Annotated in this window: 15 protein-coding genes; 7 read left to right on the plus strand and 8 right to left on the minus strand. The window is 33.2% G+C overall.

Annotated features, from left to right (window positions below):
- Positions 1-182: 182 nt before the first annotated feature.
- Complete coding sequence (dinB, locus tag E0F76_RS03615) at positions 183-1,265, plus strand: DNA polymerase IV (protein ID WP_132001463.1); 1,083 nt, start codon at positions 183-185, stop codon at positions 1,263-1,265.
- Between the two features lie 55 nt (positions 1,266-1,320).
- Here dinB and E0F76_RS03620 read toward each other — a convergent pair whose 3' ends face one another.
- The 6 genes from E0F76_RS03620 to E0F76_RS03645 all read right to left on the minus strand — a co-directional run bounded on the left by E0F76_RS03620 (position 1,321) and on the right by E0F76_RS03645 (position 6,684).
- On the minus strand, positions 1,321-2,094 hold the full coding sequence (locus E0F76_RS03620) for a Bax inhibitor-1/YccA family protein (RefSeq protein WP_132001466.1): 774 nt from the start codon (positions 2,092-2,094) through the stop codon (positions 1,321-1,323).
- Positions 2,095-2,240: 146 nt separating this feature from the next.
- Positions 2,241-3,671 carry a pyruvate kinase gene (gene pyk / locus E0F76_RS03625; RefSeq protein WP_132001469.1) on the minus strand — a complete coding sequence of 477 codons (1,431 nt, stop codon included), beginning with the start codon at positions 3,669-3,671 and terminating at the stop codon, positions 2,241-2,243.
- A 5-nt stretch (positions 3,672-3,676) separates the two neighbouring features.
- The gene (locus E0F76_RS03630; protein WP_132001472.1) at positions 3,677-4,165 is read right to left on the minus strand and encodes an IPExxxVDY family protein; all 489 of its coding nucleotides are present in this window, start codon (positions 4,163-4,165) and stop codon (positions 3,677-3,679) included.
- Between the two features lie 105 nt (positions 4,166-4,270).
- Positions 4,271-5,011 (minus strand): ribonuclease III, encoded by a 741-nt coding sequence (gene rnc, locus E0F76_RS03635; RefSeq protein ID WP_132001475.1) that lies wholly within the window; start codon positions 5,009-5,011, stop codon positions 4,271-4,273.
- Positions 5,012-6,271, minus strand: a complete 1,260-nt coding sequence (gene fabF, locus E0F76_RS03640; RefSeq protein ID WP_132001478.1) for a beta-ketoacyl-ACP synthase II — start codon at positions 6,269-6,271, stop codon at positions 5,012-5,014.
- Between the two features lie 176 nt (positions 6,272-6,447).
- The gene (locus E0F76_RS03645) at positions 6,448-6,684 is read right to left on the minus strand and encodes an acyl carrier protein (protein ID WP_007137004.1); all 237 of its coding nucleotides are present in this window, start codon (positions 6,682-6,684) and stop codon (positions 6,448-6,450) included.
- Positions 6,685-6,860: 176 nt separating this feature from the next.
- Between E0F76_RS03645 and purN the strand changes: the two genes are divergently transcribed.
- Entirely contained in the window at positions 6,861-7,430 is a 570-nt protein-coding gene (gene purN / locus E0F76_RS03650; protein WP_132001481.1) for a phosphoribosylglycinamide formyltransferase, read from the plus strand.
- 2 nt (positions 7,431-7,432) lie between these two features.
- Entirely contained in the window at positions 7,433-7,909 is a 477-nt protein-coding gene (gene rnhA / locus E0F76_RS03655; protein WP_132001484.1) for a ribonuclease HI, read from the plus strand.
- Positions 7,910-7,912: 3 nt separating this feature from the next.
- Here the strand turns inward: rnhA and E0F76_RS03660 are convergent, their stop codons facing one another.
- Complete coding sequence (locus tag E0F76_RS03660; protein ID WP_132001487.1) at positions 7,913-8,851, minus strand: hydrogen peroxide-inducible genes activator; 939 nt, start codon at positions 8,849-8,851, stop codon at positions 7,913-7,915.
- A gap of 100 nt (positions 8,852-8,951) precedes the next feature.
- On the opposite strand from E0F76_RS03660, the gene E0F76_RS03665 reads away from it, so the two are divergent.
- The 4 genes from E0F76_RS03665 to E0F76_RS03680 all read left to right on the plus strand — a co-directional run bounded on the left by E0F76_RS03665 (position 8,952) and on the right by E0F76_RS03680 (position 14,107).
- Complete coding sequence (locus E0F76_RS03665; RefSeq protein WP_132001490.1) at positions 8,952-10,475, plus strand: catalase; 1,524 nt, start codon at positions 8,952-8,954, stop codon at positions 10,473-10,475.
- Positions 10,476-10,536: 61 nt separating this feature from the next.
- Entirely contained in the window at positions 10,537-11,052 is a 516-nt protein-coding gene (locus E0F76_RS03670; protein ID WP_132001493.1) for an ankyrin repeat domain-containing protein, read from the plus strand.
- Between the two features lie 164 nt (positions 11,053-11,216).
- Positions 11,217-12,140 (plus strand): PfkB family carbohydrate kinase, encoded by a 924-nt coding sequence (locus tag E0F76_RS03675; RefSeq protein WP_132001496.1) that lies wholly within the window; start codon positions 11,217-11,219, stop codon positions 12,138-12,140.
- A gap of 68 nt (positions 12,141-12,208) precedes the next feature.
- Positions 12,209-14,107 carry an amidophosphoribosyltransferase gene (locus E0F76_RS03680; RefSeq protein ID WP_132001499.1) on the plus strand — a complete coding sequence of 633 codons (1,899 nt, stop codon included), beginning with the start codon at positions 12,209-12,211 and terminating at the stop codon, positions 14,105-14,107.
- A 332-nt stretch (positions 14,108-14,439) separates the two neighbouring features.
- Here E0F76_RS03680 and E0F76_RS03685 read toward each other — a convergent pair whose 3' ends face one another.
- Entirely contained in the window at positions 14,440-15,045 is a 606-nt protein-coding gene (locus E0F76_RS03685; RefSeq protein ID WP_132001502.1) for a superoxide dismutase, read from the minus strand.
- Positions 15,046-15,254 lie beyond the last annotated feature (209 nt).

Consider the following 15,254-nt stretch of genomic DNA (forward strand, 5'->3'; position numbering starts at 1 on the left):
CTTGATTTTACTTTTTTTCTATCTATTAGAAAAAGCACGTGAAAATAATTGCTTAAGTCAAGTATGCAAACTAAAAACAGCATTAAAAAGAAGTGTTTTCTTTGGGTTTCTGGCTCGAGTTAAATTCAAATTTATAAAAACTTTGGATATCTTGCACTAATTGTTTTTTATAAATTTGTAGAATGTCCGAAACTAATTTAAATAGGAAAATTATTCACATCGATATGGATGCTTTCTTTGCATCTGTAGAGCAAATGGATCATCCTGAATTACGAGGAAAACCCATTGCAGTAGGTGGATCTGAAAATCGAGGAGTGGTGGCTGCAGCAAGTTATGAAGCTAGAAAATTTGGAGTTAGAAGTGCCATAAGTGGTGTTTTGGCTAAAAAGTATTGTCCCGATTTGATTTTTGTTCACCCAAGATTCGATCGTTACAAAGAAATTTCTAGTAAAATAAGAACAATCTTCAATGAATATACTGATTTAGTGGAACCCCTTTCGCTTGATGAAGCCTATCTTGATGTAACAATTAATAAAAAAGGAAATCCAAGCGCTTCTTTATTAGCACAAGAAATTAGATTGCGTATTCTCAACGAAGTGGGATTAACTGCCTCGGCAGGAATTTCAGTAAATAAATTTGTGGCCAAAATAGCAAGTGATTACAATAAACCCAACGGTCAAAAGACGGTAAATCCAGATGAAGTAATTTCTTTTCTGGAAGTATTACCAATTCGAAAATTTTATGGAGTAGGTAAAGTTACCACTGAGAAAATGTACCAATTGGGAATATTTACCGGTTTAGATCTGAAAAGTAAATCCTTGGAATTTTTGGAGAAACATTTTGGGAAATCAGGAAATTTCTATTTTAATGTGGTTCGTGGCATTCATAACAGTGAAGTTAAATCAGATCGAATCACAAAATCAGTTGCTGCAGAACATACTTTTGATGTTAATCTTTCTTCTGAGATTTTTATGATGGAGAAATTAGAACACATTGCTAATTCTTTAGAAAAAAGACTCAGAAAACATCGTATTGCAGGAAAGACAATTACTTTGAAAATTAAATACAGTGATTTTACGCAACAAACTCGAAGTAAAACATTGCCATATTTTATAGCCGATAAAGTCTTGATTATTGAAAACGTAAAAGAATTGCTGTTCCAAGAACGGATGAAAGATTCTGTTCGCCTTTTAGGGATTTCATTGAGTAATTTAAACACGGAAGTTAAAAAAACAGTCGTGGTACAATTGAAATTTGCTTTTTAACCAAAAAAACCACGGTTTTAGGCGTGGTTTTATGTTTTTTAAAAATTGCTGTGAATTATTTTCTACTAGAAAGTTTGGACAATAATCGTAAAAATTCAATGTACAACCAAACTAGGGTGATCATTAAGCCCATAGCTCCAAACCATTCCATATATTTTGGCATTTTTTGTTCTACTCCTTTTTCGATTCGATCAAAATCTAAAAATAAGTTTAAAGCCGCAATTACAATTACAAAAACACTTATGCCAATACTCATTAATGAATTGCCATAATGCACAGGAACAAAGCTAGTAAACATGGAGAATAACCAAGAAACAAGGTAATAGGTAGCAATGGCAAGTGTTGCTGCTACCACTACTGATTTGAATTGTTCTGTTACTTTTACAATTTTATATTTATACAAACCTAAGCATACAGCAAATGTTACAAAAGTGGCGCCAACAGCCTGAATTACAATTCCAGGATATTGAGTTTCGAAAATTGCTGAAATACCTCCTATAAATAAACCTTCGAATAAGGCGTAACCAGGAGCTAAATAGGGCGATAAGTGAGGTTTGAAAGCAGCAATCACAACTAAAAATAAGCCCACTATTGCACCACCAATTGTTGGCACAAGAGGATTCATCCCAGTAAATGCCATCCACCAAACCACAATTGCAGAAGCCATTAATAGTAAAAACAATACTAATGTTTTATTGATTGTTCCAGCCAAAGACATATCTTGATTGTAATCAATAAGTGTAGCATTATGCACTTCACTATTTTTTGAAGCTGATGTTGCTGAAAAGGATTTATTGTTTAAAAAAGGATTTTTAGATTTGAAATTCATAATTTTTATGATTTAATTTCACCAAAAGTAAAATATATTTCTGAGAATTTTGTTTAAATTTTTCTTAACTTTTATTCCAATTTTTATATAATAAAAAATCCGTGCTGTAGAAAGTCACGGATTTAAATATTGTAAAATAAAATGTATTATTCTATTTCAGAAACTCTCAAAGTATTCACCATTCCTTTGTCTGTAAGTGGCATTGCAGAAAGGTTTACTAAGAAATCACCTTTCTTAACAAACCCCTTTTGTTTTGCAATTTCATTAACATCCGAAACGGTATCGTCAGTACTTACAGAACTATCATAATAGAACGATTTCACACCCCATAATAAGCTAAGGCGAGTTAAAATTGTTTTGTTGGATGTAAATACTAATATATGAGATTGAGGTCTCCAAGCCGAAATTTGAAAGGCTGTATAACCGCTATTAGTCAAAGTACAAATAGCTTTTGCTTTGATGTCATTTGCCATTTGAGTAGCGTGGTGACAAACTATTTTTGTAATAAAACGACTTGTTTTTATTTGCGGCGTGTTTTGTGGAACTTGAATTAATGGTGAATCTTCAACAGCTTCAATAATTTGTGTCATTTGTTGAATTACTTGTACTGGATAATTTCCAGCGGCAGTTTCTCCAGAAAGCATTACAGCATCAGCTCCATCCATAACAGAATTGGCTACGTCATTTACCTCTGCTCTTGTTGGAGTTAAGCTGTGGATCATCGTTTCCATCATTTGAGTGGCTACAATAACAGGTATACGAGCTGTTTTTGCTCTGCGAATTAAATCTTTTTGAACAAGAGGTACTTCATGAGCAGGAAGTTCTACTCCTAAATCTCCACGTGCTACCATTAATGCATCACTATAAGCAATAATCTTATCGATATTTTCTAATGCTTCTGGCATTTCTATTTTGGCGATAATTGGAATTTTATAATCAGAATGTTTCTCGATTAATTCTTGTAAATCTTGTAAGTCTCTTGGAGTTTTTACAAATGAAAGGGCAATCCAATCTACTTTTTGGCCAATTGCAAATATTGCATCTGCAATATCTTTTTCAGTCAAAGCAGGTAAAGATATTTTTGTGTTAGGTAGATTTACTCCTTTTTTAGATTTTAATTCACCACCTTGAAGAACTCTGGCTACAACTTCCGTCTTTTTGTCTGTTGAGACAATTTCGAATATTAGTTTACCATCATCAAGTAAAATTTTTTCTCCAGGATTCACATCGTTTGGAAAATTTTTGTACTTCATGAAAACTTTTTCAGCGGTTCCAAGAATGTCTTCTGCTGTAGTGAAAGTGATAATATCACCATCGTTTACAACAACACCTTCTTCCATCATACCTACGCGAAGTTTGGGTCCTTGTAAATCGCCTAATATTGCAGTTGTGTATCCAAATTCTTCGTTTAAGCTTCGGATTATATTTATTTTGTCTTTGACGCCTTCATAATCAGCATGTGAAAAGTTTATTCTAAACACATTTACACCTGCTTCAATCATGTCTTTTATGATTTCTCTTGTACTACATGCAGGTCCTAGAGTGGCTACAATTTTCGTTTTTTTGTTTGTAAGCATTTGTTTTAAAAAATTAAATTATATTTTGATTTTATTATGTTTGTTTCAACCATATATGCAGTCGAGATGTTGTTTATTGCATTTAATTTGGATTGAATTTCATCTAAACTCATTTCTTCATCCAAATTTTCTATTTTTAAAAAATAATCCACCTTTTTATATTCGGGTAACAAGAAGACTTTTGTAGACACTTCTAGACTAATATTTGAAAATAGGTTTTGATTAATTTCTTTTTTTAATTCGAGTACTTCATTTTTGTTTTGAAGTAGATTCCATGACACTCCTTTTTCGATATTTTTATAATAAAATCTCGAAAATTTGGTTTCGCCTTCCTTTATATTGATTTGAATTTCATTTTCATTTTTACTTAAATTTAATGAAAGATTTAGGTTGATGAAATAGGCTAATCTATAGTCTTCTAATGAAGTATGGATCGCAATTAGATGATAGTCTATTTCGTCAAATTCTCCAAAATTTAATTTATGAATTGCCATTTTATAAAAAAATATAGCTACAAATATACCATTTCTATTGGTGGATACTTACATCTAATGCGATGTTTTTTATTGTTTTATAAACTAAAACGATGTAGTATTAGTTTATTTATTGTCAATTTTTTTTTGAAATGCAAAATAAGCACGTTGAGATGCTTTTTCTTCTGCTTTCTTTTTAGAAGTTGCTCTAGCTTTTGCTATAACTTTGTCATCAATACTCAGTTTGACACCAAATAATCGTTGTCCATCGATTCCATTGTCTTCAAATATGTCATAATGAAATTGTTTCTTTTCTTTCTGACACCATTCAATCAAAAGACTTTTGTAGCTAATCACTTTTCCTTCCAGTCTTGCAATGTCAACATAGGGAATGATGACTCTTTTTTGAGTGAATTTTTCGCAATATTCATAGCCTCTGTCAAGATAAATGGCTCCAATAAGGGATTCAAAAATATTGCCATGTATATTATCACCAAAATGTTGAACAGGGACTTTGCTTTCTATAAAACGAATTAGATTTAAATCTTTTCCAAGTTCATTTAAATGCTCTCTACTAACAATTTTAGACCGCATTTTTGTTAAATAACCTTCGTCTCCTGCTGGAGCCTCACTAAATAAGTAAGCAGCAATTACAGAGCTTAACATAGCGTCTCCCAAAAATTCTAATCGTTCATAATTAATAGCATTTCCCTTCTGATCTTGTTTGTTAGAAGAGCGATGAGTAAAGGCTTTTTTATAATAATTAAGATTAATTGGGTCGAATCCTAATATCTCTCCTATAGCATCAAAAAAAATCCCGTCTTCTAGAGAACGGGATTTTGAAAATATTTTTCTAATTATACGCATTTATAATTTGTAGTCTAATCTTTTTACTAATACACAAGCATTATGGCCACCAAAACCAAAGGTATTGCTCATCAAAACATTCATTTCTCTTTTTTGTGCAACATTAAAAGTAAAATTTAATTTAGAATTAATGTTTTCATCATCAGTAAAATGATTGATTGTTGGAGGAATAATTCCGTATTTAATTGATAAAATCGAAGATATTGTTTCAATAGCTCCTGCAGCACCAAGTAAATGTCCTGTCATTGATTTTGTCGAATTCAAATTCATGGTATAGGCATGTTCTCCAAATACATGTTCAATTGCTTTTGATTCCGCTAAATCACCAAGTGGAGTTGAAGTTCCGTGCATGTTTACACCATCAACATCTGTTGGTTTTAATCCTGCATCTCTCAAGCAGTTTAACATAACATTTTTTGCGCCCAAACCTTCTGGATGTGGAGCGGTAATATGATAAGCATCTGCTGACATTCCGCCGCCGCCAATTTCACAATAAATAGTTGCGCCACGGGCAATAGCATGTTCGTATTCTTCAAGTATTAATGCGCCAGCACCTTCGCCTAAAACAAATCCATCTCTTCCTTTGTCCATAGGTCTAGAGGCAGTTTTTGGATCATCATTTCTTGTAGATAAAGCATGCATAGCGTTAAATCCTCCCATTCCGGCGATTGTTACTGCTGCTTCTGAGCCTCCTGTTACCATAACATCAGCATGACCCAATCTTATATAATTGAAAGCGTCTATGATTGCATTTGTTGACGATGCACAAGCAGATACGGTTGCGAAATTAGGACCTCTAAATCCATATTTTATAGAAATATGTCCGCAAGCGATATCGGCAATCATTTTTGGTATGAAAAAAGGGTTGAACTTTGGAGTGCCATCTCCGGCTGCAAAATTAAGAACTTCTATTTGAAAAGTTTCTAATCCACCAATTCCTGAACCCCAAATTACACCAACTCTATCTTTGTCCAATTTTTCTAAATCGAAAGCTGCATCTTGAACTGCTTCGTCAGATGCAACTACTGCATACTGAGCATATCGGTCCATTTTTCGAGCTTCTTTTCTGTCTATAAAGTTTTCAACATTAAAGTTTTTCAACTCACAGGCAAAATGTGTTCTAAATTTAGATGGATCATAATATGTAATTGGTGCTGCTCCACTTACCCCATTAATAAGTCCATTCCAATACTCTTCAATAGTATTTCCAATCGGAGTGAGAGCGCCTAAACCTGTTACAACAACTCGCCTTAATACCATAATTTATTTGTATTTAGTATTTTTAAACAAACAAAACCCATGCTGACTTTCTGTAATTAGATCACAAAGAGCTATGGGTATTAAATTTTAAATATCTTTTTGATTGAAATTCAATCTGGAATTTAATTTTTAAAATAATAACACCCGTTCACAATTAAATAAACGGGTGTTTTTTATTATTTCTTAGCTTCTTCGATGTAAGAAATCGCTTGACCAACAGTAGCAATATTTTCTGCTTGATCGTCTGGAATTTGAATATCGAATTCTTTTTCGAATTCCATAATAAGCTCTACTGTGTCTAATGAGTCAGCTCCTAAATCATTAGTGAAGCTAGCTTCTGTTACAACTTCGTTTTCGTCAACACCTAATTTGTCTACGATAATCGCTTTTACTCTTGATGCAATGTCTGACATAATCTTTAATTTTAAATTTTAATTTGTTGGCAAAAATAAAAAACTTTATTTTAAAACAACTATTTAGTTAATAAATGTGACGACTAATTTATAAAATAATTTTCATAAACACTCATTAATGTTATTTAATATCACTTTTTATTCTTTTTTTTGCATAATTGAAACCAATAAATAGTATGATGAATATAGTGATTTTTGCTTCTGGGTCAGGGTCTAATGCTGAAAATATTATAAAACATTTTATAACTAAAGACACAGGAACGGTTGTTGCCGTTTTTACTAATAATCCAAATGCCAAAGTAATTGAAAGGGCCCAAAAATTAAAAGTTCCGGCTATAGTATTTTCAAAAGAAGATTTTATTGAAGGTGAAGTATTACAAAAAATTAATTCTTTTCAACCTGATTGGATAGTTCTTGCAGGATTTCTTTTAAAATTACCGGAGTCTTTCGTTGCTGCTTTTCCTAATAAAATAATAAACATTCACCCTGCCCTGTTGCCTAAATATGGTGGAAAAGGGATGTATGGTATGCATGTACATAAAGCAATTGTTGAAAATAAAGAGAATGAAACCGGTATAACTATTCATTATGTAAATGAAAATTACGACGAAGGAAATATTATTTTTCAGAAAAAAGTCGCCGTTTTGGTTACCGATACCCCAGAAGTAGTTGCTGAAAAAATCCACGAACTAGAACAACGTTATTTTCCTGAAGTGGTCGAAAAATTGATAACTAACACCTTATAATTTTGAACAATCAACACGATGTTCATATATATACAGATGGCGCTGCCAAAGGAAATCCTGGCCGTGGTGGCTATGGGGTTGTTATGGAATTGGTAGGAACCCCACATAAAAAGGAATTCTACGAAGGTTTTCGTCACACTACTAATAATAGAATGGAATTGCTGGCTGTAATTGTAGGTCTCGAAAAGCTAAAAAATCCCAATATGAAAGTCTTGGTCGTTTCGGATTCAAAATATGTTGTCGATTCTGTAATGAAGCAATGGGTTTTTGGCTGGGAGAAAAAAGGGTTTGCAGGCAAAAAAAATCCGGATTTGTGGAAACGATTTTTGATAATCTACAGAAAACACCAAGTCGATTTCAAATGGATAAAAGGGCACAACAATCATCCGCAAAATGAACGATGCGATGAATTAGCTGTTATGGCTTCTATGCAAAAGGAACTTTCAGAGGACTCTTTTTACGAAAGTACGAGTGGGTAATAATTATATTTGCGTAATTGCTAATTCACTTTTTTTGTATTTATTCGAAATTAAATCTTTGTTAATCGTGCTGTGGATAATTTGGGACAAGGCTTCAATTGTCCTAATTTTTGCATATGGACGATAGTAAATAATGCTCATTTCACGAACCGGAATGGGAGCTTTAAAAAAACTGACCTGTTTTTTTCTTTCGGGGGAAAGGGTGTTGTAATATAACTCTGGAATCAAGGTTAATCCTCCAAATTCGTCAATCATATTTAATAAAGTGTCAAATGAACTTGCTTCAAGTTTTAAATTTTCAACCATTTGTTCTTTTTTCTTTAAAGAGCACAATTTAATAAATTGTTCTCTAAGACAATGACCTTCTTCCAAAAGCCAGATTTTATGATTTCTAATTTCATCGGGTAAAATATAATTTTGAACTGGATCGATGTCGCCATAGACCATTAAAGTTTCATAAAACAAGACGATATCTTCAATTCCGGCGTCATTTAAAGGTGTTGCAACAATTCCCATATCGAGTTGCCCTTCTTTCAGCTGCTTTGTAATGGAGAATGTTGTTAGTTCTGAAATTTCCAGTTTTAAATCAGGATAGTTTTCAAAAATAGGTTTTATGATTTTTGGAAGGAGAGAGTTTGCGATTGTGGGGATGATTCCAATTTTAATTTTTCCTTCAATTTTTCCATTAATTTTTTTGGCATTTTCTTTCAAAAGCTGGCTGTGAAGAACGACTTTTTTTGCATTGTCCACAGTTTCCTTTCCAATTTCTGTTGTTTCGGTTGGATTTTTCTTTCGGTCAAAAATAATTATTTCAAGCTCTTCCTCTAGTTTTTTGACCATTGTGCTCAATGTTGCTTGAGTGACATTGCAATAATCTGCAGCCTTGGTAAAGTTTTTCAATCGATCTACCGCAATTATGTATTCTAATTGTTGGATGTTCATGGTTATAGATGTTGTCTATGACAAATATAGAAAATTTCAGTTATGTCAATATGATTTTTGTGAATATTTTTGCAGCAACAAATAAATAAAAAATAGTTTTATGAAACGAAAAGTACTAGTTTTATCAATGGTAATGGCGGTAACCCAGCTAACTTTTGGTCAAACATTAACAACAAATTCCGGAGCTCCGGTAGGTGATAATCAAAATTCAAAAACGATAGGGCAAGATGGACAAGTCCTTCTTGAAGATATTCATTTGATTGAAAAATTAGCTGCCTTTGACCGCGAACGTATCCCGGAAAGAGTGGTTCATGCTCGTGGAACCGGCGCTTTTGGAGAATTCGTTGCAGTCGCAGATTTTTCGGATGTTACTAAGGCCGATTTTTTAAATAAAGCGGGTAAAAAAACACCATTATTGGTTCGCTTTTCCACAGTAACGCATCAAGCCGGTTCTCCTGAAACCTACCGTGATCCTCGGGGTTTTGCAGTTAAATTTTACACAGAACAAGGAAATTATGATTTAGTAGGAAACAATTTGCCTGTTTTCTTCATCCGCGATGCGATGAAGTTTCCAGATATGGTTCATGCCTTTAAACCTTCTCCAATAACAAATGGCGCTTCTGATCCGAATCGGGTATTTGATTTCTTTTCTAACATACCTGAATCCACTCACATGTTAACCTGGTTATTCTCTGATTATGGAATTCCAGCGAATTTTCGCCAAATGGAAGGCAACGGAGTACATGCTTACAAATGGGTAAATGCGAAAGGCGAAGTTACATATGTAAAATACAAATGGGTTCCACAACAGGAAATGCGTAATTTATCACAAGCAGAAGCCAATGCAATTCAATCTACACAAATTGAACATGCTACTTTGGATTTGCGAAATGAAATTGAAAAAGGGAATTTTCCAAAATGGGATTTGTATGTTCAAATGTTGAAAAAAGAAGATTTTATAGCTTTGGATTTTAATGCCGTTGATCCTACTAAAATTTGGCCTGAAAAAATTGCTAAATTGATCAAAGTGGGAACAATGACTTTGAATCAAAATCCTACTAATTATTTTCAACAAATAGAGCAAGCCGCTTTTTCACCAGCAATTTTGGTTCCGGGAATTGAGCCTTCGGAAGATAAATTATTACAAGGGAGATTGTTTTCGTATTCTGATACACAACGCCATCGTTTAGGAGGGAATTTTCAACAAATTCCAGTAAATATGCCTAAAAATGGAGTAAACACCTATAATGAAAATGGATATATGTCGTTGCGTCCTCAAACTGGTGATGTAAATTATCAGCCATCAACAAATAAACCTGAAGTAAAGGAGGATGCAAAATTCAAATATTCAAAATCAGGATTTGTAACCGTTACAACAGCACAGTCAAAAATTTCGAAACCAAATGATTTTGCTCAAGCGGGTGATTTGTACCGTTCTTTTTCTAAGAAAGATCAAGATGCATTAATATATAATTTATCAGGAGCATTGAAACAGGTAAAAAATAAAGTCGTTGTTGCTAAAATGATTGCTCATTTTTATCAAGCGGATAGAGAATACGGAATGCGTTTAGCAAAAGAGCTTAATATGGATCGGAAAGAATTAGAGTCTTTAATGATGCAATAACGGTTAGTAAACTTAATATAAGGAGCGTTTTTTTGCGCTCCTTTATTTATATTTTTAAAAAATGAAAAAAATAATTTTCACACTATTGATTTTAATTTCTGGTTTTTTGAAGGCACAAAACACAGCTGTTTTTGAAGCGGCAAGAACGAATGATTTAAAAACGATTGAAAATTTTATAAAGGAAGGGAATGATATCAACTTATTAAATTCCTCCGGTTATAGTTTGCTTATTCTGTCCGTTTACAATAATAATTATGAGGTTGCATCGTATTTGATTTCGCAAAAAGCAAATTTAGATATTCAGGATTCTTCCGGTAATTCCGCTTTGATGGGCGCTTGTTTTAAAGGGTATTCTTCCTTAGTAGAATTATTATTAATACATAAAGCAAGTCCAGATTTGGTAAATTATAATAAGGCGAATGCTTTATTTTTTGCAGCAACTTTTGGTCAGGTAAAATGTGTTGAAATTTTGTTAAAATATAAAATTAATACGCACCAAAAGGACATTTTTGGAAAAACGGCCTTGGACTATGCATTGAACCAAGAAAATGACTCCATTGTTTCGTTGTTGAAATAAAGATATTTTGATTTATCTTTAACTTGCGAAAGATAAAAGCTTTTATTACCAGCGGGTAAATTATTAAAAAGCTACCACTTAAATTGGCAAAATTTTACAATTAAGACCCGTTGCAACTCTAAAACTTATAAACTATCTTTGCCGCTTAATTCGAATTTCAAAAAATGAACAAATTATTGATTGTTGGAACTGTTGCTTTCGACGCTATTGAAACTCCTTTTGGGAAAACTGATAAGATTTTAGGTGGAGCGGGCACATATATAGGACTTTCGGCATCTAATTTTAATCTTCAATCTGCAATTGTTTCAGTTGTTGGTGACGATTTTCCACAAGAATATATAGATTTATTGACCGACAGAAATATTGATATTTCAGGTCTTGAAGTAGTTAAAGGAGGAAAAACCTTCTTTTGGAGTGGTTTGTATCACAATGATTTGAATTCTAGAGATACTTTGGCTACAGAATTAAATGTGTTGGCAGATTTTCAGCCAAAAGTGCCACAAAATTTTAAAACTGCCGATGTCGTGATGCTTGGAAATTTGCATCCATTGGTACAAAGCAGTGTTTTAGATCAGATGGATGTTAAACCTAAATTAGTGGTTCTTGACACCATGAATTTTTGGATGGATTGTGCATTGCCTGAATTAATGGAAGTTATCAAGAGAGTAGATGTGATTACTATTAATGACGAAGAAGCGAGACAACTTTCTGGAGAATATTCTCTAGTAAAAGCAGCCGCTAAAATTCAAAAGATGGGTCCTAAATATGTAGTGATCAAAAAAGGAGAACATGGTGCGTTATTGTTTCATGAGAATCAAATATTTTTTGCGCCTGCATTGCCATTAGAAGAAGTTTTTGATCCTACAGGAGCTGGAGACACTTTTGCAGGTGGGTTTGCTGGATTTATTACACAAAGCGAAAACATATCATTCGAAAATATGAAAAACGCCATCATTTATGGTTCTAACTTGGCATCATTTTGTGTTGAGAAATTTGGAACAGAAAGAATGCTTGGACTTGAAAAAGAAGAAATTAACGCGAGATTGAAACAGTTCAAATCGTTAACTCAATTTGATATAGAAATATAATATAAAATACTTGAGCCTCGGAAACGGGGCTTTTTCAATAAAAAAATAATAACTACAACTACAATACGATGAGTGACGCAATTAAACATGAATGTGGCATTGCCCTTTTAAGATTAAAAAAACCATTAGAATTCTACAAAGAAAAATATGGTTCGGCTTTTTATGGAGTGCAAAAAATGTATCTTCTTATGGAAAAGCAGCATAATCGAGGTCAAGATGGAGCAGGTTTTGCAAGTATCAAACTAGATGTAGAACCAGGGGAAAGGTATATAAGCCGAGTTCGTTCGAATGATTCACAACCTATCCAGGATGTATTTGCCCAAATAAACGATAGGATAAACGATGAATTAGCGTCAAATCCGGAATATGTTGATAATGTAGCTTTGCAAAAACACAAAATACCCTACATAGGTGAATTGTTTTTGGGGCATGTTCGTTATGGAACTTTTGGAAAAAACAGCATCGAAAGTGTTCACCCATTTCTACGTCAAAACAATTGGATGCATCGAAATCTGATTTTGGCAGGAAATTTCAATATGACTAATGTAAAAGACCTTTTTCAAAGTCTTGTTGATTTAGGTCAGCATCCAAAAGAAATGGCTGATACAGTTACTGTTATGGAAAAAATAGGGCATTTCTTAGACGATGCCGTCACCGATTTATACCAAGAATGTAAAAATAATGGTTTAACAAAAAGGGAAGCATCGCCAGTAATAGCTGAAAAATTAGATGTTGCAAGGATTTTGGCTAGAGCTTCCAAAAATTTCGATGGAGGATATGCTATGGCAGGACTTCTGGGTCATGGTGATGCTTTTGTTTTTAGAGATCCAGCCGGAATTCGTCCAGCTTATTTTTATGAAGATGATGAAATTGTTGTTGTAGCTTCTGAACGACCTGTGATTCAAACAGTATTTAACATAGATTTTGATAAAGTCCAAGAGTTGAAACCAGGAAACGCATTAATTATCAAAAAAAATGGAACTGTAACGGAACAAGAAATTTTACCTCCAACAGTTAAAAAAGCGTGTTCTTTCGAAAGAATTTATTTCTCTCGAGGAAGTGACGCTGAAATATACCAAGAAAGAAAAAATCTTGGGAAATTAATCTTGCCAGCGGTTTTAGAAGCTATTGAAGACGATACAGATAACACAGTTTTTTCTTATATTCCAAATACTGCAGAAACATCGTTCTACGGATTGGTTGAAGCAGCTCAAGATTTCTTAAATCAAAGAAAGAATAATTATATTCTTGAAAACAGAAAAAAATTAACAAAAGAAAAACTCGAGGAAATCCTGTCGGTTAAAATTAGAACGGAGAAAGTAGCAATCAAAGATGCCAAATTGAGGACTTTTATTACCGAAGACAGCAGTCGTAATGATTTAGTGGCTCACGTTTATGATGTAACTTATGGAGTTATTAAACCAACTGATAATTTGGTGATTATAGACGATAGTATAGTACGCGGAACGACACTTAAAATGAGTATCATCAAAATGATGGATCGTTTGAAACCAAAAAGTATTGTTGTCGTTTCATCTGCGCCGCAAATTCGTTATCCCGACTGTTATGGAATAGACATGGCAAAACTTGAAGGTTTAGTGGCGTTCCAAGCAGCTTTAGAACTACTAAAAGAAAGAAATTTATATCATATAGTCGACGAAGTATACCTCAAATGTAAAAAACAGGAAGACTTACAAGATAACGAAATAATCAATTTTGTAACTGAAATATACGCACCATTCAAACCGCAAGAAGTTTCAGATAAAATAGCCCAGCTTTTGAGTACACCTGAAATCAATGCAGAAGTCAAAATTATTTTCCAAACAGTTGAGAATTTACATATTGCTTGTCCTAAGAATTTAGGGGATTGGTATTTCACCGGAGATTATCCAACTCCTGGAGGAAATCGTGTTGTAAATAAGGCATTTATGAATTTTTATGAAGGAAAAAACGCTAGAGCATATTAAAAATCAGAGATTTAGGTATTTCAACGACTATTTAAGCATTTCAACTATTTTATTTGTCGAAAGGAAATTGTACCTTTATCTTTGACTCACCATAATATTAGTAGGTTAAGTTTATGGTAGATTTGGGGCAAAAAGGGTGAAAGAAATTTCACCTTTTTTATTGGAATAAAGTCAAGAAAAAGAAAATAGATAATAGACTAGTAGATAATAGATGAAAAGGTGATTTATCTATTATCTAAAAGTCGTTTTTTTATTAGAAAAGAAATCAAAAAAAATAGACGAACAAACTTTTCAGTCTATTCGTCTATCATCTAGAAGGTTTTTGCGTTAGACTATTTCTCTAAAGCATATCTTCTAGCTACTTCAGCCCAGTTAATTACATTAAAGAAAGCTTCAATATAATCAGGTCTTCTGTTTTGATAGTTCAAGTAGTAAGCGTGCTCCCAAACATCCATTCCTAAGATTGGAGTTCCACCACATCCTACACCTGGCATTAAAGTATTATCTTGGTTTGGTGTTCCACAAACTTCTAATTTACCGTCTTTTACACAAAGCCAAGCCCATCCAGAGCCAAATTGTGTAGCTCCAGCTTTAGCAAATGCTGCTTTAAATGCATCAAAAGATCCAAAAGCGCTATCAATTGCAGCCGCTAATTCTCCACTAGGTAATCCACCTCCATTTGGAGACATTACTGTCCAGAACAAATTGTGATTATAAAATCCACCGCCGTTGTTACGAACAGCCATGTTTTTCATATCAAGATTTTTCAATATTTCTTCTATACTTTTTCCGTCTAATTCTGTTCCTGCAATAGCAGCATTAACATTAGTTGTATAAGCATTATGATGTTTTGAATGATGGATTTCCATCGTGCGTGCATCAATATGTGGTTCTAGTGCGTCATACGCATAAGGTAATTTTGGTAATTCAAATGCCATAATATAGTTATTTAATGATTTATAAATATTTTATTCAAATTTAAACAATTAACTTTGGAATTGGAAATTCTATTTCGTTATAGTTTTATTAAATTAATTGATAGCTGTTTATTTCGGAGCTATTTCCAGCTTTCCATTGCAATCTTTTCCTGGCTAAAGGAGCCAGAAAAAGGATTTCCACTTCAATCTGGGCTAGAGTATTTGAGCAT

It is taken from the genome of Flavobacterium cellulosilyticum, assembly GCF_004349355.1.
Lineage (GTDB): Bacteria > Bacteroidota > Bacteroidia > Flavobacteriales > Flavobacteriaceae > Flavobacterium > Flavobacterium cellulosilyticum.